The organism is Streptomyces lusitanus (assembly GCF_042647945.1).
GTDB lineage: Bacteria > Actinomycetota > Actinomycetes > Streptomycetales > Streptomycetaceae > Streptomyces > Streptomyces pseudogriseolus.
Window position 1 is genome coordinate 417,296 of sequence record NZ_JBHRWL010000004.1, and the last position, 18,054, is coordinate 435,349.

Here is an 18,054-nt window from a genome sequence, read left to right on the forward strand (position 1 = left end):
TCCGGGAGACTTAAATCGTCAGAGTGACGAAATGGGGGTACCATCCTCGCCATGGACACAGCGGACCTTGGGTTGCCGGTGAATGTTCCGTCGACGGCGCTCTTCACCGACCAGTACGAACTGACGATGCTCCAGGCGGCGCTGAAGGCCGGCACGGCCGGGCGGCACAGCGTGTTCGAGGTCTTCACCCGGCGGCTGCCGGACGGCCGCCGCTACGGCGTCGTGGCGGGCACCGGACGGGTGCTCGACGCGGTGGAGAACTTCCGCTTCGACGAGGGCGTGCTGCGCTTCCTGCGCGACAAGGCCGTCGTCGACGAGGAGACCCTCGACTGGCTGGCCGGCTACCGCTTCTCCGGCGACATCTGGGGCTACCCGGAGGGCGAGGTGTACTTCCCGGGCTCGCCGATCATGCGGGTGGAGGGCAGCTTCGCGGAGTGCGTGCTGCTGGAGACGGTGATCCTGTCGATCCTCAACCACGACTCGGCCATCGCCGCCGCGGCCTCCCGGATGTCGTCCGCCGCCGGCGGCCGGCCGCTGATCGAGATGGGCGCCCGGCGCACCCACGAGCTGGCCGCCGTCGCCGCCTCCCGCGCCGCGTACATCGGCGGCTTCTCCTCCACCTCCGACCTGGCGGCCGGCTTCCGCTACAACATCCCCACCGTCGGCACCTCCGCCCACGCCTTCACGCTGCTGCACGACACCGAGCGGGACGCGTTCCGCGCCCAGGTGGACTCCCTCGGCGCGGGCACCACGCTGCTGGTGGACACCTACGACGTGACCGAGGCGGTCCGCGCGGCCGTCGAGGTCGCGGGACCGGAGCTGGGCGCGGTGCGCATCGACTCCGGCGACCTGCTGCTGGTGGCGCACCGGGTGCGGCAGCAGCTCGACGAGCTGGGCGCCCGCGACACCAAGATCGTCGTGACCTCGGACCTGGACGAGTACGCCATCGCCTCGCTGGCCGCGGCGCCGGTGGACGCGTACGGGGTGGGCACGCAGCTGGTGACCGGTTCCGGGCATCCGACCGCCTCCATGGTCTACAAGCTGGTCGCCCGTGCCGAGTCCGCCGAGCCGGGGGCCCCGCTGATGTCGGTGGCGAAGAAGTCCACCGGCGGCAAGACGTCGATCGGCGGCCGCAAGTGGGCCGCGCGCCGGCTGGACGCGGACGGCGTCGCCGAGGCCGAGGTGATCGGCACCGGCGAGGTGCCGCCGGAGCTGGCCGAACGGCAGCTGCTGGTACCGCTGGTCCGGGGCGGCGAGGTGATCGCCCGCGAGCCGCTGGACGTGGTCCGCGACCGGCACGCCGCCGCCCGCGCCGGGCTCCCGCTGTCCGCGACACAGCTGTCGCGCGGGGAACCCGTCCTCCCGACGGAGTACGCGCCCGTGCCGTCGGGTAGCTAAAGGCAAGCCGAAGGCGCGCGCCCCCCGTCCGCCCGCCGCCCGTCCCGGGGCCCGAGGCACGCTCGCCGGTCCCGCCGCATCCATCCGTCCGCCGAGAGCCGAAGGACACCGACCATGCGCCGCGCACTGATCGTCGTAGACGTGCAGAACGACTTCTGCGAGGGGGGCAGTCTCGCCGTCGCCGGCGGCGCCGACGTGGCCGCCGCCGTGACCGAGCTGATCGGCCAGGCGACGGCCGGGTACCGGCACGTGGTCGCCACCCGGGACCACCACGTCGACCCCGGCGACCACTTCTCCGCCCACCCCGACTTCAAGCGCTCCTGGCCGGCCCACTGCGTCGCCGGCACCGAGGGCGTCGGCTTCCACCCGAACTTCGCGCCCGCCGTCACCTCCGGGGCCGTCGACGCCGTCTTCGACAAGGGGGCGTACGCGGCGGCCTACAGCGGTTTCGAGGGCGCCGACGAGAACGGCACGCCGCTCGCGCGGTGGCTGCGGGAGCGGGAGGTCGACGAGGTGGACGTGGTGGGCATCGCCACGGACCACTGCGTACGGGCCACCGCGCTGGACGCGGCGCGGGAGGGCTTCCGCACCCATGTGCTGCTCGACCTCACCGCGGGGGTGTCCCGGGAGACCACCGAGCGGGCGCTGGAGGAGCTGCGGGAGGCCGGCGTGGAGCTGACCGGCAAGCCGGTCGTGCAGTGAGCCGGGGCAGGCGTGCGGTGAGCCGCGTCGGTCGTGCGGTGAGCCTGGTCAGGTGGAGGCGGCGGGGCGTTTGATCAGCGCCCGGATGGGGTGCCACAGCTCCACCGACAGCACTCCCCCGGCGGGCGCCGTGCGCCATATCAGGCCGTCGGGATGGTGCAGGACCGCCGTGATCTCGTCGGGCGTGGGCGGCGCGGTGTTCCCGCGCAGGTAGACCGCGCGCAGGCCCAGGTTGCGCAGCCTGGTCAGGGCGCGCGCCCGGTTCTGCGCGTGGACCAGCACCCGTACCCCGGCGGGGGCGTCGGCGGCGGGGCTGGGCAGGTTGAGTGCCACCACCACCGTGCCGTTCGGCAGCTTGCTGAAGCCTCCAGCGGCCATGCGGTCATACCCCCGTGTCAGCAGGTGTCAATAAGAGAGCCACAGGAGGCACCTAAACACGGATCGGCGGTGACCCGCCAGGGGGTCACCGCCGATCATGTTCTGACCTGCGAGAACGCTATTTACCGGCCCGCAGGGCCCACCTCGAGCTCGATCGTGGAGCCGTTCTTGGCTTCCTTGGTGATCTTGATCTTGGTGTTGGTGTCAGTGACCTGGACGCTGCCGGTCGGGTTCGCCGGGTCCCAGTAGGTGTTGGTGCGGTCGTTGAAGACCGACACACCCTTCGAGCCGGAGATGTACTTCGCGACGTCCGCCTTGTGCAGCGTGATCGCGTCGGTGCGGAAGGTGCTGAACGGCGAGTCGTAGGCCTGGACGCGGTTGCGCATCAGGGTGCCGTCGGACCACTTCAGCGCGGTCGGGTGGGAGTCGATCGGGAGGATCAGACCCGCGCCCGGGTGCTGGCTGGTGTTGTTGTCCAGCTGGGAGGTGTCCCACTTCCAGATGAGCAGACCGTTCTGGTACGCGTAGTGCTCGACCCAGTCCGGGCGGGCGGTGAAGCCGAAGTTGTACGGGCCGACCTTCAGGGTCTTGTCGTACGACACGTACTGCCGGTTCTCGGCGATGTAGTACTGCTCGTAGTCGTTGGTGAACGACGCGCCGATGCGGGAGAAGCCGGTGGCCTTCCAGGCGTCGTCGGCGGTCTCGGCGTTGTCGGTGAACACCGCCTCGCCGTCCGCGGTCAGCGCGATCGCGTCGGCCGTGAAGCCCTTCTGGGCCACGCCGCCGTCGGTCTGGTAGCGGAAGCGCAGGTCGATCTTCTGGCCGGCGTAGGCGTCGAGGCTGTACGCGAACTTCTGGTAGCCCTCGATCGTGCCGTTCAGGGCGGGCTTGTCGCTGCCGTCGCGCGGGATCGGCTGGCCGTTCATCGTGCCGTCGACCGGCGTCCAGTTGGCGCCGCCGTCGGTGGACACCTCGGTGTAGAGGTAGTCGTAGCCGGCCTCGATGTCGTACCAGCCGTCGAAGGTGAGCTCGGCGGAGGACTTGCCGGTCAGGTCGACCGTGCGGCTCAGGGTGTTCCTGAGGTCGTCACCGCTGCCGCTCCACCACTGGGACTGGCCCTCGGACGGCTCGATGACCTCGGTGGTGACGGCCTTCTTCGGCAGCGTCACGACCAGGGCCTGCTTGTGCTTGGTGTTGTACTCGGCGACTCCCAGCTTGTGCCAGGAGTTGACCCCGGCCTTGGCGGTGTCGTAGTTCAGCCAGCCCAGCTGGAGCTTGTCCCAGGCGGTCATGTCGCCGGGGAGGTTGCCGATCTCCTTCTGGCCCGTGCCGAGCCAGGAGCCGGACGACATCAGCGTCCAGAAGCCGGTGGAGTTCTCGCCGCCCGCGGTGTCGTAGAGGTCCGGCAGACCGAGGTCGTGGCCGTACTCGTGGGCGAAGACGCCGAGTCCGCCGTTCTCCGGCTGGATGGTGTAGTCGCCGACCCAGATGCCGGTGTCGCCGATCTTCGCGCCGCCGAGCTTGTTGAACTCGGGGCCGGTGGCGCCGGCGTCGGTGCCGAAGGCGTACCAGCGGTGGGCCCAGATCGCGTCCTCGCCCTGGACGCCGCCGCCGGCGGACTCGTCCTCACCGGCGTGCACGATCTGGAAGTGGTCGATGTAGCCGTCGGGCTCGTTGAAGTTGCCGTCGCCGTCGAAGTCGTAGCGGTCCCACTCGTCGTAGCGGGCCACGTCGGCCTTGATCTGGGCGTCGGTGCGGCCGGCCGCCTTCTGCTGCTCCACCCAGGCGTTGAGGCCGTCGCTGACGACGTTCCACACGCTGGAGCAGTTGGTGTCGCCGCAGTAGTTGGAGCCGTAACGGGCCTCGTTGTAGGGCACCTTGACCCAGTCGGAGACCTCGCCGTCGACCGAGTAGCGGCCCGAGGACTGCTTCTCGTAGTACGTCTTGACCGAGTCGACGCCCTTGCCGGAACCGAAGTACAGGTCCTGGAAGTGCTGCTGGTCGTAGTCCTCCTGCCAGGCCGTGGAGTTGTCGACCTTGCGGTCCGGCTTGGCGATCTGGTTGTGCAGGGGGCCGGGGGTGCCGCCGTAGCGGCTGTCGACCTGGTCGCCGAACTCGACCAGGATGGTGAAGATCTTGTCGGTCTTCTCCCGGCCCAGCTCGACGTACTTGGTGTCGCCCTTCTTGCTCTTCAGCCCGACGACCTTCGAACCGCCGCGGTTCTTGACCGACGTCTTGCCGGACAGCACCTGGTTCAGGGCTTCTTCACGCTGGGCCGCCTGCGTCTTGGAGAGCGGGCCCTCGAGGTCGTGCTCGACGTGGTTGTGCGACGCCGGGTCCTGCCGGTCCACGGCGCTCGGGCTTCCGGCCGCGCCGGCCGTGTCGGCCTGGGCCGTGGTGAACGCAGAGCAGGTGGCGGTGGCCGCCGCGAGGGCCACGCCTATCGCGGCCGCTCTGAACGTCCAGGGTCTACTGGTCACTTGAGATCCCCTCCCGCGTGCGTGCGCGCGGATGAAGGAGGTTCCGTCAGGGAAGGTCCCGCACGCACGTGATCAACGCGTGTAGTCAAGTGACGTCATTTGACTAGAGGTTCGTCAGAAAAAACAGACCTTGACTTGAACAGATCAATCGCGTTATGCGGAGTGGCGATCCGCATAACGGACAGTTCCGTGCGAAACCCCGGCGGGCGCGTCCGCCCGGCCCCGTGTGGGGCGCCATGAATCCGTGCGCCCCCTGTGCACCGGCCCTGTAGGTCAGGTCACGCTTACTGTCCGTTCCCCTCGGGCACGCTCGCGGTTAGAGTCGCTTGGCGGAACGCCCTTGAGCCGGTGGAAAGCCAGGCCGACAGCCCCCGACTTCCGAGGACACGATGGCCATGCCCCGTCCGACTGTCGCTCAGTTCGTCTACGGCTCGTGCGCCGTGATCCTGTCGACCTTCGCGTTGCTGCTGCTGTCCGGGACGCGTTCCGGCGCGGGCGTCGCGGTGGTCGCCGTCGTGGCGCTCGCCCTGGGACTCCTGGTGGCCGTGCGCGTACCGGGCCCCGCGGCCCGCCGCCCCGCCCCGGCCCGGCCCGCGACGCCGCTGCCGGTGCGGGCCACGGTGCCGTCGCCGTCCCGCGAGCAGGTCCGCGAGCCGGTCCACGAGCGCGCGGCGTCCTGACGCCCGGTCTCACCGCGCCGTGACCACCACGGTCCTGGCCGCCTTGTCGTGCAGGCCCTGCTTGTAGGGCCGGTCGAAGTAGCTCCAGCCGCCCGAGATCGCGGTCCACACGCAGGCGCAGCAGAAGGCGAACGGCAGCCACAGCACGGCCGCGCGGACCAGCGCGGTCTGCACGGAGGGGTTGGAGCCGTCGGCGAGGTTGGCCACCCGCATGCCCAGCCATTTCTTGCCGAGGGTGCGGCCGTAGCGGACGGCCATGAAGGTGTCGTACGCGATGTAGAGGGCGGCGGCGATGACCGACTGGGCGAAGCCGCTGCCGACGTTGACGTCGTCGCCGTCGAAGTTGTACTCGCTCACCCCGACCGGCCAGGTGAGCAGCCAGACGACGATGCCGACGAGGATCATGTCGATGATGCGGGCCAGCGTGCGCCGGCCGCTGTCGGCGAGCGGGGGCATTCCGGCCAGCGGGTCGCCGGGCCCGCCCCCGTAGGGACCCCCGCCGGGAGCGCCTCCGTACGGGCCGCCGGGGCCGCCGGGGCCGCCGGGGCCGCCTCCGTAGGGACCGCCCGCTCCCCCGCCGCCGTAGGGCCCCTGGGCCCCGCCGCCCTCGTACGGGCTGCTGCCGCCCTGCCCGGGCGGGGGCGTGCCGCCGCCGGGGGCGTCGTACGGGGACCCTGAGCCGGAGCCGGAGCCCGGGCCGGGGGCGCCCGGAGGGGGCTGTTTCCTGAACGGGTCGTCGTCCGGCGGCGGCTGCTTCCGGAACGGGTCCTCGTCCGGCGGCTGCTGACCGGAGCCGGGGGGCGGTTCGGTGGTCATGCCCCGATCCGATCCCGAACCCCGCATCCCCGCATCCGGCAGGCCGCCGTCCGGAGTACCGGCGCGGTCCCGAACACCGGGCCCCGTCCCGAGGACCGCCACCGCCTGGTGGAGCGGCCCGGCGTCGGACAAGGCGGCCCCGGGATGGGCGAGACGACCCCGCGTCAGGCGCGACAGCCCGACGCCCGGCGTCCGGCGTCCGACGTCCGACGTCCGACGTCCGACGTCCGACGTGACAGCCCAGCGTCGGGCGGAACGTCCCCGCGTCCGGCGGGCCGCCGTCCCGAGTACCGGGCCCCGTCCCGAGGACCGCCACCACCCGACGGAGCGGCCCGGCGTCGGACAAGGCGGGCCACGTCAGGCGAGGCAGCTCCGCGTCAGGCGGAAGGTCACCGCACCCGGCGGGCCGCCGTCCCGAGTACCAGGCGCAGGCCGGAGTACTGGGCGCAACCCCGACTACCGCCACCACCCGACGGAGCGGTCCGGCGTCGGACGAAGCAGCCCCGCGTCGGGCGGAACGTCCCCGCGTCAGGCGGCGGCGACGAAGGTGTGGGCGGCCTTGTCGTGCCAGCACTGGCGCCAGGGCATGTCGAACAGGCACCACAGCACGCCGACCACCCCGACGACGAGCAGCCCGGGCACGCTGTAGACCAGCCAGCGCCGTAGCGCCGCGCCGAACTCCGGGGCCTCGTGCGCCTCGATGTCCCGCACCTCGATGCCCATGGCCTTCTTGCCCAGCGTGCGGCCCCACTTGACGGTGGGCAGCACCTCGAGGAGCACCCCGCCGAGCAGCAGGACGGCGAGGACGATGCCGAGGTGGACGGAGGTGGTGCCGTCGATCAGCCACACCGTCACGGTCCGTCCGGACAGCTTGGCCGCCTCGATCTTCGCGTCGACGTGGTCCAGGGCCTTCATGCCGAGCGGCACCGCGGCCGCGGCGGTGACGGCGCCCAGGACGACCGTGTCGAGCAGCCGGGCGGCGAGCCGCCGGCCCAGGGCGGCGGGGCGGGCCGCGGCCTGGCGGCGGGCGGCGGCCTGGAACACGTCCTCGACCGGCGGCTTCCAGGGCGCGGCCGGCGCCTCCGGGGCGGCGCCCGCGAGCCGGTGCACCTGCTGCGGCCAGGAGGGCTGCCCGCCTCCGGGACCGGACGTCAGCGGCGCGGAGGCGGCCGGGGCCGCCGGGGCGGGCGCGGGTGCCGCGGCCTGCGGGGGCACGCCGGGCGCGGTGGCCTGCTGCGGTCCTGACGGCGGGGCGGCCGGCGCGGACGCCGCCGACGACGCCGCGGCGGCCCGCTCGGCCGCGGCCTTTCCGGCGGCGAAGCCGGGCCGTCCGGCCCCGGGCGTGCCGCCGGTGTTCGTCTCCCCGGCGCGCGGGGAGACGGCGCGGAAGGTCATCGTGCCCTCGTCGGGGGACGCCGCCGCGCCGCCGGAGGGGGCCGGCGCCTGCGCGGAGCCGGCCGTCGGCCTGCGGAACACGAACGTCCCGTCCGCCCGCGGGGCGTCCGGGGCGGCGGCCGCCGGTTCGGACGCGGCCGGGCCGCTCTGCGCGGCCGGCGGGGTGTGCGGCACCCGGGGGTCGGCGCCGGCGGCGCCCCAGGAGACCTTGCGGTCCTGGTCGCCGCCGAAGCCGGACTGACGGGAGCGGTCGGCGCCCCAGGCGGAGGCGGGCTCGGGCCGGCTGCCGTGCTGGGCGTCGGCCGGGGACGGGGCCGCCGGGGCGGGCGCGTCGTCCGGGTCCTCGTCGAAGAAGTGCGGGCCGGTCTCCTCCACGGACGGCGTGGCCGGGGCCGCGCCGTGCGGTGTCGCCGGTGCGGCGCCGGGCGGCGGGGCGAGCGGCTCGCCGTCGGCGGGGGCCGGACGGCTGGTGCCCGGCACCCAGGAGGCGCCGTTCCAGTACCGGACGTATCCGGGAATGGAGGGGTCCGGGTAGTACCCCTCGCGGGGTGTGTCGTCTCCGGGTGCCGGGGTTGGGGCGCTCATGTCCGTCGTCCCGTATCTGCTCGAGGGATGGGTCGGGGGCCACCACATCTATCAGACGGGCGGGGACCGGATGTCCCGTCCGACCGGACCCCACCCCTTTCGGGCACCTTCTCGTTCAGAAGAGCTTGCCCGGGTTCAGAATGTTCAGCGGGTCGAAGGCGTGCTTCACGGCCCGCTGCATCTCCATGCTGACGGGGCCGGCCTCCCGTGCCAGCCATTCCTTCTTCAGCACGCCGACACCGTGCTCGCCGGTGATGGTGCCGCCGAGTTCCAGGCCGAGCGCCATGATCTCGTCGAAGGACTCGCGGGCGCGCCGGGACTCGTCGGGGTCGGAGGCGTCGAAGCAGACCGTGGGGTGGGTGTTGCCGTCGCCGGCGTGGGCGACGACGCCGATGGTCAGCCCGTGCTTCTCGGAGATCCGCTCGACGCCCTCGATCAGCGCGCCGAGCCGGGAGCGGGGCACGCACACGTCGTCGATCATCGTGGTGCCCTTGACGGCCTCCAGCGCGACCAGGGACATCCGGCGGGCCTGGAGCAGCATCTCCGACTCGGCGGCGTCCTCGGCGGGGACGACCTGGGTGGCCCCGGCCTCCTCGCACAGCGCGCCGAGGGCGGCGAGGTCGGCGGCGGGGTCGGTGGTGTCGAACGCGGCCAGCAGCAGCGCCTCGGTGGTCTCCGGCAGGCCCATGCGGGCCATGTCGTTGACCGCCTTGACCGTGGTGCGGTCCATCAGTTCGAGGAGGGAGGGGACGTGGCCGCCGGCCATGATGCGGCACACGGCGTCGCTCGCGGCGGCCCCGGAGGCGAACTCGGCGGCCAGCACCAGCTGCTCCGGCGGCTTGGGCCGCAGCGCGAGGACGGCGCGGACGACGATGCCGAGGGACCCCTCGGAGCCGACGAACAGCCGGGTCAGGTCGTAGCCGGCGACGCCCTTGACGGTGCGGCGGCCGGTGGACAGCAGCCGCCCGTCGGCGAGGACGACGTCCAGGCCGAGGACGTACTCGGCGGTCACGCCGTACTTCACGCAGCACAGGCCGCCCGAGGCGGTGCCGATGTTGCCGCCGATGGTGCACATCTCCCAGCTGGAGGGGTCCGGCGGGTAGGCGAGGCCGTGCTCGGCGACGGCGCGGGAGAGGGCGGCGTTGATCACGCCCGGTTCGACGACCGCGATCCGGTCGACCGGGTCGATCTCCAGGATGCGGTCCATCTTGGTCAGCGAGAGCACGACGCAGCCGTCGGTGGCGTTGGCGGCGCCGGACAGGCCGGTGCGGGCGCCCTGCGGGACGACCGGCACCCGCAGCTCGGTGGCGGTGCGCATGACGTGCTGGACCTGTTCGACGGTCCGGGGCAGCACCACCACCGCGGGGCTGCCGGCCGGGCAGAAGCTCGCCATGTCGTGGGCGTAGGAGGCCGTGACGTCGGGGTCGGTGAGGACGGCCTCCGGGGGCAGGCCGCCGAGCAGCCGGTCGACGAGAGGTCCGGCCGCCACCGTGTCTTCATCGCGTCGCGCTTCGATACGGCTCATGATCACAGCGTCGCACCCGGGGCCATCGGTGTGAACCCCGTGGAGCCGGACGCGTCGCCCCGGAGTGTGATGATCATATGGACGCGGGGTGTGACGCACAGTGTGCGCCATGAACGACACGCCTCGTGCGCGCCGGCGGCGGCTCCGCCGCGCGCTGCTCGCCTCGGCCGCCGGGACCGCCGTGCTGGGCGGGGTGCTGGTGACACTGCCGTGGGGCGAGCAGGCGCCGCCCCCGGCGCCCACCCCGCCGGAGCGCGCCCTGGCCGCGGTGACCAGCGGCGTCCCGGCAGCGCTGCCCGACCTGGAGGCGCTGGCCGCCGAGCGCGAGCGGCATCTGCGCACGCACCCCGGGGACGCGCGGGCCTGGGCGGAGCTGGGCGCGGCCCGCACGGAGCAGGGGCTGCGGCTGGCCGACCCGCGCTACTGGCCGCGCGCCGAGAAGGCGCTGCGCACCGCGCTGAAGGTACGCGAGGACAGCGTGCCCGCGCTGCGGGGGATGGCCGTCCTCGCGAACGCCCGCCGTGACTACGAGGACGCCCGCGCCTGGGGCGAGGCGGCGCGGAAGCTGGAGCCGGAGCGGTGGACGACGTACCCGCCGCTGATCGAGGCGTCCGCCGGGCTCGGCGACGACGAGGAGACCGGCCGCCTGCTGGAGAGGCTCGCGAAGCTGCGCTCGGGTCCGGCGGTGATGGCGCGGGCGGCGGCCGTGTACCGGGACCGTGGCTGGCGGGAGGACGCGGCGGCGAAGCTCGCGGACGCCGCCTCGGCCGCCGGGGAGCCCGTCGAGCGGGCGGCCTATCTGGAGCGGGCCGGGCAGCTCGCCTGGGAGCGCGGCGACCGGGAGGACGCGCTGCGCCACTTCCAGGAGGCGGTGCGCACCGATCCCGACCAGCGGGCGGCGCAGGCGGGGCAGGGCAGGGCGCTGGCGGCGCTGGGCCGCACCACGGAGGCGCTGAGCGCGTACCGGACGGCGCTGGCGCGGCGCCCGCGGCCGGAGTACGCGCTGGAGCTGGGCGAGCTGTACGAGTCGCTGGGGATGCGGCCGGCCGCCCAGGTGCAGTACGGGCTGCTGCGGGAGCGGGTCCGGCTGGCCGCCGCGCACGGCGGGGACGAGGAGCTGGTGCTGGGCCGGTTCGAGGCCGACCACGGGGACGCCGGGGCGGCGGTGCGGCGGCTGCGGGCGGAGTGGAAGCGGCAGCCGTCGACGGAGGTGGCGGACGCGCTGGGCTGGGCGCTGCACCGGGCCGGGGAGCACGAGGAGGCGCTGCCGTTCGCGGTGCGGGCCACGGAGGGCACCGAGGGCGGGGGCGTGCGCAGCGCGCTGTTCGCCTACCACCGGGGGATGATCGAGCACGCCGTGGAGCGGTACGGGGCCGCGCGCCGCCATCTGACGGAGGCGCTCCAGATCAACCCCTGGTTCTCGCCGCTGCACGCGCCTCGGGCGAAGGAGGCGCTGGCCCGCCTGGGTGAGCCGTCCGTCCAGGCGGGCCCGCAGTCCTCCTGAGGGCGCGGGGCAGGGCGCGGTGCGGGGCGCGGGGTGCGGCGCCTACAGGTTGCCGCGCTTGGCCTGCTCGCGCTCGATCGCCTCGAACAGGGCCTTGAAGTTGCCCTTGCCGAAGCCCATGGAGCCGTGGCGCTCGATCATCTCGAAGAAGACGGTCGGGCGGTCCTGGACCGGCTTGGTGAAGATCTGGAGCAGGTAGCCGTCCTCGTCGCGGTCGACGAGGATCTTCAGTTCGCGCAGCGTCTCCACCGGCACGCGGGTCTCGCCCGCCCACTCGCCGAGGGTGTCGTAGTACGAGTCCGGGGTGTCCAGGAACTGCACGCCGGCGGCGCGCATCTGGCGGACGGTGTGCACGATGTCGTTGGTGTTCAGCGCGATGTGCTGGACGCCGGCGCCGCCGTAGAACTCCAGGTACTCGTCGATCTGGGACTTCTTCTTGGCGATGGCGGGCTCGTTGATCGGGAACTTGACCTTGAGCGTGCCGTCGGCCACCACCTTCGACATCAGCGCGCTGTACTCGGTCGCGATGTCGTCGCCCACGAACTCCTTCATGTTCGTGAAGCCCATGACCTTGTTGTAGAACTCGACCCACTCGTTCATCCGGCCGAGCTCGACGTTGCCGACGCAGTGGTCGACGGCCTGGAAGGAGCGCTTGGCCGGCGGCTCGACGATCGGGGCGGCGGTGACGTAGCCGGGCAGGTAGGGGCCGTCGTAGCCGGTGCGCTCGACCAGGGTGTGCCGGGTCTTGCCGTAGGTGGCGATCGCGGCCAGCACGACGGTGCCGTGCTCGTCCTTCAGCTCGTACGGCTCGGCGACGGACGTGGCGCCGTGCTCGACGGCGTACGCGTACGCGGCGCGGGCGTCCGGCACCTCGATGGCGAGGTCGATCACCCCGTCGCCGTGCGCGGCCACGTGCTCCTCGAGGAAGGCGCCCCACTCGGTGGACCGCTTGATCACCGAGGTGAACACGAAGCGGGCCGAGCCGCTCTCCAGCACGTAGGAGGCGGTCTCGCGGCTGCCGTTCTCCGGTCCGGAGTAGGCGACGAGCTGCATGCCGAAGGCGGTGGAGTAGTAGTGCGCCGCCTGCTTGGCGTTGCCCACGGCGAAGACGACCGCGTCCATTCCCTTGACCGGGAAGGGGTCTGCCTGCCGTGCGGTGTCGGGAGCGGTGTGTGTGGTCTGCGTCATAGGGGCAGGGTGGAACAGCCCTGCAAGGTGCGCAATAGTTCGCGCAATCGCTGGGCAACATGCACAGCCGGAGACCCGTATCGGCGGGCTTTCTGTACAGGATGACCACTGGGGAGAGCGGTATGGCGATCGATCATCTGGACGGGCGGATCATCCTGCTGCTGGCGCGCGAGCCGCGGATCGGGGTGCTGGAGATGTCCCGCCGGCTGGGGGTGGCGCGCGGGACGGTGCAGGCCCGCCTGGACCGGCTTCAGTCGAACGGAGTCATCCGCGGATTCGGCCCCCAGGTGGATCCCGCGGCCCTCGGCTACCCGGTCACCGCGTTCGCCACGTTGCAGATCAGACAGGGTCAAGGGGCCGACGTACGGGCCCACTTGGCGACCGTCCCCGAGGTGCTGGAGCTGCACACCACCACCGGCACGGGTGACATGCTGTGCCGGCTGGTGGCTCGCTCGAACGCCGATCTTCAGCGGGTGATCGACCGCGTCGTCGGTTTTGATGGCATCGTCCGAGCCTCCACGGCGATCGTCATGGAGAACCCCGTTCCGCTGCGGATCATCCCGCTGGTGGAGCAGGCCGCGCTCGGCGAGTGACCGGACCTGGCCGAGCTGGGGTGAGCGGATGTGAACTTCTGGGAGTACCTGGAGAGCCGGCATCAGCAACTGCTCACCGACGCCTACCAGCACGCCAGCGTCGTCTTCCAGTGCATGGTGGTGGCCACCGCCATCGGCGTGCTGATCGGCATCCTCACCTACCGCAGCGAGTGGGCGGGCAGCCTCGCCACCACCGTCACCGCGACCCTGCTGACCGTGCCGGCGCTGGCGATGATCGGCCTGCTCATCCCGATCGTGGGACTGGGCGTGCCGCCGACGGTGATCGCGCTGACCCTGTACGGGCTGCTGCCCGTCGTGCGCAACGCGATCGTGGGGCTGCGCGGGGTCGATCCGGCGCTGGTGGACGCGGCCACCGGCATCGGCATGTCCCGGCTGTCCCGGCTGGTGCGGGTCGAGCTGCCGCTGGCCTGGCCGCCGATCCTCACCGGCATCCGGGTCTCCACCCAGATGCTCATGGGCATCGCCGCCATCGCCGCCTTCGCCTCCGGACCGGGCCTGGGCAACCTGATCTTCCGCGGGATCGCCTCCCTGGGCAGCAAGAACGCGCTGAACCAGGTGCTCGCCGGCACCCTCGGGATCGTCGTCCTCGCCCTGCTGTTCGACGCCGCGTACGTCCTGATCGGGCGGCTGACCATCTCCAGGGGGATCCGTGCCTGAGCCCGAGACGACCGAGGCCGGCCCCACGTCGGTCGGGGCGCCCATCGAGCTGGAGGGCCTCACCAAGCGCTACCCGGGCAGCGACCGGCCCGCCGTCGACAACGTCAGCATGGAGATCGGGGCGGGCGAGACGGTGGTCTTCGTCGGCCCCTCCGGGTGCGGGAAGTCCACCACCCTGAAGATGATCAACCGGCTGATCGAGCCGACCGGCGGCCGTATCCGCATCGGCGGCGAGGACGTCACCGACATGGACCCGGTGAAGCTGCGCCGCACCATCGGCTACGCGATCCAGGCGAGCGGGCTGTTCCCGCACATGACCGTGGCGCAGAACGTCGCCCTGGTGCCGAAGATGCTGCGCTGGCCGTCCGCGCGGGTGCGGGACCGGGTGGAGGAGATGCTGGACCTGGTCGGCCTCGACCCCGGCGAGTTCCGCGACCGCTATCCGCGCCAGCTCTCCGGCGGCCAGCAGCAGCGCGTCGGCGTGGCGCGGGCGCTGGCGGCGGACCCGCCGGTGCTGCTGATGGACGAGCCGTTCGGCGCGGTCGACCCGATCACCCGCGACCACCTCCAGGACGAGCTGATCCGGCTCCAGCGGGAGCTGCACAAGACGATCGTCTTCGTCACCCACGACTTCGACGAGGCGATCAAGATCGGCGACCGGATCGCGGTGCTGCGCGAACAGTCCCACATCGCCCAGTTCGACACCCCGGAGGCGATCCTCACCAACCCCGCCGACGACTTCGTGTCCGGCTTCGTCGGCGCGGGGGCGGCGCTGAAGCGGCTCAACCTCACCCGGGTCGGGGACGTGACGATCACCGACTACCCGACGGTGGGCGTCGACGACCCGCTGGATCAGATCTCCGCCCGGCTGCGCTCCGCCGGCACGGACGAGGTGCTGGTGCTGGACAAACAGGGCCGCCCCTACAAGTGGCTGCGGCGCGGCGACATCGTGCGCGCCCAGGGCTCGCTGGCCCGCGCGGGCGTGCTGGTGCACGACACGGTGACCCGGGACGCGACCCTGCGGGACGCGCTGGAGGCGGTGCTCACCGACAACACGGGCCGGGTCGCGGTGACCGGGCGGCGCGGCGCGTACGAGGGTGTCGTGGACGTGGAGACGCTGATGAACTCCGTGCACGAACTGCTGGAGGCGGACCGGCTGGAGGCGCGGGAGTCGCAGGCAGGGCTCGAGGAGCAGCGGGCCGGGCAGACGCACGCCGAGCAGGAGGGCGCGCACCCCTCGGACGCGGGCGGGGAGGCGCAGGCGTGAGAACCTCCGAGGGGCGGCTCGGCGGGGACGGGCCCGGAGCGCCCGAGGACGCGGAGCCGGACGGCGAGGAGACCCCTCCCCTGTTCCGGCCGGCCGTGGCGCCCTCCCGGGTGAGCTGGCAGAAGCTGACGCTGCTGCCGGTGCTGCTCATCGCCGTGCTGCTGGCGACCTGGCTGTGGTTCGAGCAGGCCGACCTGGACGCCCTCACCCGCAACGCGCTCTCCGACGGGCGGGTGTCGAAGGCGCTGTGGCAGCACATCGAACTGACCGTGATCTCGACGTTCTTCGTGCTGATCATCGCCATCCCGCTGGGCATCCTGCTGACCCGGGGGCAGGCCGGCCGGGCCACGCCGGTGGTCATCGGGCTCGCCAACATCGGCCAGGCCACCCCGGCGATCGGTCTGCTGGCGCTGCTGGTGATCTGGCTGGGCATCGGCCGCCGGGCGGCCCTGATCGGCATCATCGCCTACGCCGTGCTGCCGGTGCTGTCCAACACCATCGCCGGTCTGAAGGCCAACGACCCGGCGCTGCTGGAGGCGGCGCGCGGCATCGGCATGTCCCCGCTCGGCGTGCTCACCCGGGTGGAACTGCCGCTCGCCGTGCCGCTGATCCTCGCGGGCGTACGCACCGCCCTGGTGCTGAACGTGGGCACGGCCACGCTCGCCACCTTCGGCGGGGGCGGCGGGCTCGGCGTGCTGATCACCACCGGGATCACCAGCCAGCGCATGCCGGTGCTCGTGGTGGGCTCGGTGCTCACCGTCGCGCTGGCGCTGCTGGTCGACTGGCTGGCGTCGCTGGCGGAGCTGCTGCTGCGGCCGCGGGGGCTGGAGGCCGGGCCGTGAGCGGGCGGCGGGGGGTGCGGGCGGTGCGGCCGGGGGTGCGGGCGGTGCGGCCGGGGGTGCGGCTGACGGTGGCGGTGGTGCTGCTGGCGGTGGTGTCGGGGTGCGGGCTGACCAGCGGGTCGCCCATGGTCGACGACGTGGAGCCGGGCACGGTCGGACAGGGCAAGCCGCTCGAGGGCGCCAGCCTGACCGTCACCTCCAAGGAGTTCACCGAGCAGCTGATCCTCGGCGCGATCATGGGCATCGCCTTCCAGGCGGCGGGCGCGGAGGTGGTGGACCGGACCGGCATCCAGGGCTCGGTCGGCTCGCGGGAGGCGGTCGTCAAGGGCGAGGCGGACGCCGGGTTCGAGTACACGGGCACGGCGTGGATCACGTACCAGGGCAACAGCAGGCCGATCCCGGACCCGCGTGAGCAGTGGCTGGCGGTGCGGGAGGCCGACGCGAAGAACGGCGTGACCTGGCTGGAGCCGTCGCGGCTGAACAACACGTACGCGCTGGCCATGAACCAGGCCAACTACGAGCGGTACCGCACCCGCACCCTCTCGGAGGTGGCGGAGCTGTCGAAGTCCGACCCGGGCGCGGTGACCCTGTGCGTGGAGGGCGAGTTCGCCAACCGCGCGGACGGGCTGCCCGGCATGGAGAAGGCGTACGGCATGGACATCCCGGCGGGCAACGTCACGCAGATGGACACCGGGATCATCTACACCCAGACCGCCAAGGGCGCCTGCACCTACGGCGAGGTGTTCACCACCGACGGGCGGATCAAGTCGATGAACCTGGTGGTGATGGAGGACGACAAGAAGTTCTTCCCCAACTACAACGCCGCCCCGACCGTGAACAGCGAGACGCTGAAGAAGTGGCCGGCGATCGCCGAGGTGCTGGCCCCGGTCACTCAGAAGCTGGACAACAACGTGGCGCAGACGCTGAACGCCCGGGTCGACGTCGACGGGGAGGACCCGCACCAGGTCGCGCTGGACTGGATGGTGGCCGAGGGGTTCGTGAAGGAGGGGTAGCGGGGCGCGGGGCGCCGGGTCAGCAGCTCGGGACCGTGCCGGTGCCCTTCTCCAGCGCGACGAGCGCGTCCACGGCGCCCTTGAGCGTGGTCACCGGGACCAGGCGCAGGCCCTTGGGCAGTTCCGCCTTCGCCTCGCCGCACTCGTCGCGCGGGACCAGGAAGACGGTGGCGCCGTCCCGCTCGGCGGCCTGCGTCTTCAGCGGCACGCCGCCGACCGCGCCGACCCTGCCCTGGGCGTCGATGGTGCCGGTGCCGGCCACGACCCGGCCGCCGGTGAGGTCGCCGCCGCTGCCGTCGCCGTCCAGCTTGTCGACGATGCCGAGGGAGAACAGCAGTCCGGCGCTGGGGCCGCCGACGTCGGCGAGCTTCAGGGTGACGTCGATGCCCTCGTTCTCCCGGCCCAGGTAGGTCAGCGCGGCCCGCGTGGCCTCGTCCTGGGACTCCTTCATCTGCTTCTGGTTGTACTGCTCGATCTCCCGCACGTCGTCCCCGCTGGGGTAGACGGCGTCGCGGGGCATGACCGCCTCGTCGGTGCGGAACCAGCTGTCGATCACCTGCGGCAGGTTCACGCGGGTGTCCGGCGAGGTCGCCTCGATGGTGGTCATGCGCAGCTGGCCGGTGGTCTCGCGTACGGGGGCGCCGGAGATGGTGATGACCTGCTGCCCCTTGTTCTCGCCGAGCACGTCGGCCGTCATCCCGGGCTGCGCCACGGAGAAGGGCAGCGGCGCGAGCACGGCGGTGGCCAGCAGCGCGGCGACGGGGGTCGCGCAGACGGCCAGGGCCTGGGGGCGTGTGAGGCGAGTGAGCACGCAGCCAATCTAACGTGACGGGCGTCAGGGCCGGCCGCGTGGTTCCCCGCCGCCTGCGGGCAGTCGTGCCGCTGGGGCGGCACGGGTGGGCGCAGGCGGCACCCCTCCAGCGGGCCCGCGCCCCCACCCCCGTACGGCCACCGGGGTGCCGGGAACTGTTGCACGCCGGGTGCGGCCACACCGTGGCTGATCGCGCAGT

At 72.7% G+C, this 18,054-nt stretch carries 16 protein-coding genes; 9 read left to right on the forward strand and 7 right to left on the reverse strand.

The genetic code is table 11. The annotated features are described in order from the left end of the window. The first annotated feature begins 51 nt into the window (after positions 1-51). Positions 52-1,398, forward strand: a complete 1,347-nt coding sequence (locus tag ACFOSY_RS08690) for a nicotinate phosphoribosyltransferase (protein WP_394306151.1) — start codon at positions 52-54, stop codon at positions 1,396-1,398. 114 nt (positions 1,399-1,512) lie between these two features. Continuing rightward, on the forward strand, positions 1,513-2,100 hold the full coding sequence (locus tag ACFOSY_RS08695; RefSeq protein WP_394306152.1) for an isochorismatase family protein: 588 nt from the start codon (positions 1,513-1,515) through the stop codon (positions 2,098-2,100). Positions 2,101-2,148: 48 nt separating this feature from the next. Here ACFOSY_RS08695 and ACFOSY_RS08700 read toward each other — a convergent pair whose 3' ends face one another. Further along, positions 2,149-2,478, reverse strand: coding sequence for a hypothetical protein (locus ACFOSY_RS08700; RefSeq protein WP_369156170.1), 330 nt, complete (start codon positions 2,476-2,478; stop codon positions 2,149-2,151). A 122-nt stretch (positions 2,479-2,600) separates the two neighbouring features. Then, positions 2,601-4,958, reverse strand: a complete 2,358-nt coding sequence (locus tag ACFOSY_RS08705) for an immune inhibitor A domain-containing protein (RefSeq protein ID WP_394306153.1) — start codon at positions 4,956-4,958, stop codon at positions 2,601-2,603. Positions 4,959-5,347: 389 nt separating this feature from the next. Here ACFOSY_RS08705 and ACFOSY_RS08710 point away from each other — a divergent pair, with 389 nt between their 5' ends. Then, complete coding sequence (locus ACFOSY_RS08710) at positions 5,348-5,638, forward strand: hypothetical protein (protein ID WP_394306154.1); 291 nt, start codon at positions 5,348-5,350, stop codon at positions 5,636-5,638. Positions 5,639-5,647: 9 nt separating this feature from the next. Here ACFOSY_RS08710 and ACFOSY_RS08715 read toward each other — a convergent pair whose 3' ends face one another. From ACFOSY_RS08715 to ACFOSY_RS08725, 3 genes are all read right to left on the reverse strand, one after another. After that, complete coding sequence (locus ACFOSY_RS08715; protein WP_394306155.1) at positions 5,648-6,454, reverse strand: RDD family protein; 807 nt, start codon at positions 6,452-6,454, stop codon at positions 5,648-5,650. A 528-nt stretch (positions 6,455-6,982) separates the two neighbouring features. After that, complete coding sequence (locus ACFOSY_RS08720; protein ID WP_394306156.1) at positions 6,983-8,434, reverse strand: RDD family protein; 1,452 nt, start codon at positions 8,432-8,434, stop codon at positions 6,983-6,985. A gap of 115 nt (positions 8,435-8,549) precedes the next feature. Then, positions 8,550-9,965 (reverse strand): FAD-binding oxidoreductase, encoded by a 1,416-nt coding sequence (locus tag ACFOSY_RS08725; protein WP_394306157.1) that lies wholly within the window; start codon positions 9,963-9,965, stop codon positions 8,550-8,552. 103 nt (positions 9,966-10,068) lie between these two features. Between ACFOSY_RS08725 and ACFOSY_RS08730 the strand changes: the two genes are divergently transcribed. Next, positions 10,069-11,463 (forward strand): tetratricopeptide repeat protein, encoded by a 1,395-nt coding sequence (locus tag ACFOSY_RS08730; RefSeq protein WP_394306158.1) that lies wholly within the window; start codon positions 10,069-10,071, stop codon positions 11,461-11,463. A gap of 42 nt (positions 11,464-11,505) precedes the next feature. Here ACFOSY_RS08730 and hppD read toward each other — a convergent pair whose 3' ends face one another. Then, positions 11,506-12,651, reverse strand: coding sequence for a 4-hydroxyphenylpyruvate dioxygenase (gene hppD, locus ACFOSY_RS08735; RefSeq protein WP_394306159.1), 1,146 nt, complete (start codon positions 12,649-12,651; stop codon positions 11,506-11,508). Positions 12,652-12,773: 122 nt separating this feature from the next. On the opposite strand from hppD, the gene ACFOSY_RS08740 reads away from it, so the two are divergent. The 5 genes from ACFOSY_RS08740 to ACFOSY_RS08760 are packed head-to-tail and all read left to right on the forward strand — an operon-like array spanning position 12,774 to position 17,044. Continuing rightward, positions 12,774-13,244: an Lrp/AsnC family transcriptional regulator gene (locus ACFOSY_RS08740; RefSeq protein WP_006134418.1), complete on the forward strand. Its 471-nt coding sequence runs from the start codon at positions 12,774-12,776 to the stop codon at positions 13,242-13,244. Between the two features lie 30 nt (positions 13,245-13,274). Next, complete coding sequence (locus ACFOSY_RS08745) at positions 13,275-13,922, forward strand: ABC transporter permease (protein WP_394306160.1); 648 nt, start codon at positions 13,275-13,277, stop codon at positions 13,920-13,922. Continuing rightward, a complete protein-coding gene (locus ACFOSY_RS08750; RefSeq protein WP_394306161.1) occupies positions 13,915-15,189 on the forward strand; it encodes a betaine/proline/choline family ABC transporter ATP-binding protein in 1,275 nt (424 codons plus the stop codon). The genes ACFOSY_RS08745 and ACFOSY_RS08750 overlap by 8 nt, the downstream gene beginning before the upstream one ends. Then, positions 15,186-16,031: an ABC transporter permease gene (locus ACFOSY_RS08755; protein WP_394306162.1), complete on the forward strand. Its 846-nt coding sequence runs from the start codon at positions 15,186-15,188 to the stop codon at positions 16,029-16,031. The genes ACFOSY_RS08750 and ACFOSY_RS08755 overlap by 4 nt, the downstream gene beginning before the upstream one ends. A 44-nt stretch (positions 16,032-16,075) precedes the next feature. Beyond that, positions 16,076-17,044, forward strand: a complete 969-nt coding sequence (locus ACFOSY_RS08760) for a glycine betaine ABC transporter substrate-binding protein (protein WP_394306244.1) — start codon at positions 16,076-16,078, stop codon at positions 17,042-17,044. Positions 17,045-17,063: 19 nt separating this feature from the next. On the opposite strand, the gene ACFOSY_RS08765 is transcribed toward ACFOSY_RS08760, so the two are convergent. Further along, the gene (locus ACFOSY_RS08765) at positions 17,064-17,855 is read right to left on the reverse strand and encodes a S16 family serine protease (protein WP_394306163.1); all 792 of its coding nucleotides are present in this window, start codon (positions 17,853-17,855) and stop codon (positions 17,064-17,066) included. Positions 17,856-18,054 lie beyond the last annotated feature (199 nt).

What these genes read in the sequence shown, in the direction of transcription:
- ACFOSY_RS08690 (WP_394306151.1), top strand. Translation starts at nt 52, where the DNA reads ATGGACACAGCGGACCTTGGGTTGCCGGTGAATGTTCCGTCGACGGCG.
- ACFOSY_RS08695 (WP_394306152.1), top strand. Translation starts at nt 1,513, where the DNA reads ATGCGCCGCGCACTGATCGTCGTAGACGTGCAGAACGACTTCTGCGAG.
- ACFOSY_RS08700 (WP_369156170.1), bottom strand. Translation starts at nt 2,478, where the DNA reads ATGGCCGCTGGAGGCTTCAGCAAGCTGCCGAACGGCACGGTGGTGGTG.
- ACFOSY_RS08710 (WP_394306154.1), top strand. Translation starts at nt 5,348, where the DNA reads ATGGCCATGCCCCGTCCGACTGTCGCTCAGTTCGTCTACGGCTCGTGC.
- ACFOSY_RS08715 (WP_394306155.1), bottom strand. Translation starts at nt 6,454, where the DNA reads ATGACCACCGAACCGCCCCCCGGCTCCGGTCAGCAGCCGCCGGACGAG.
- ACFOSY_RS08720 (WP_394306156.1), bottom strand. Translation starts at nt 8,434, where the DNA reads ATGAGCGCCCCAACCCCGGCACCCGGAGACGACACACCCCGCGAGGGG.
- ACFOSY_RS08730 (WP_394306158.1), top strand. Translation starts at nt 10,069, where the DNA reads ATGAACGACACGCCTCGTGCGCGCCGGCGGCGGCTCCGCCGCGCGCTG.
- hppD (WP_394306159.1), bottom strand. Translation starts at nt 12,651, where the DNA reads ATGACGCAGACCACACACACCGCTCCCGACACCGCACGGCAGGCAGAC.
- ACFOSY_RS08740 (WP_006134418.1), top strand. Translation starts at nt 12,774, where the DNA reads ATGGCGATCGATCATCTGGACGGGCGGATCATCCTGCTGCTGGCGCGC.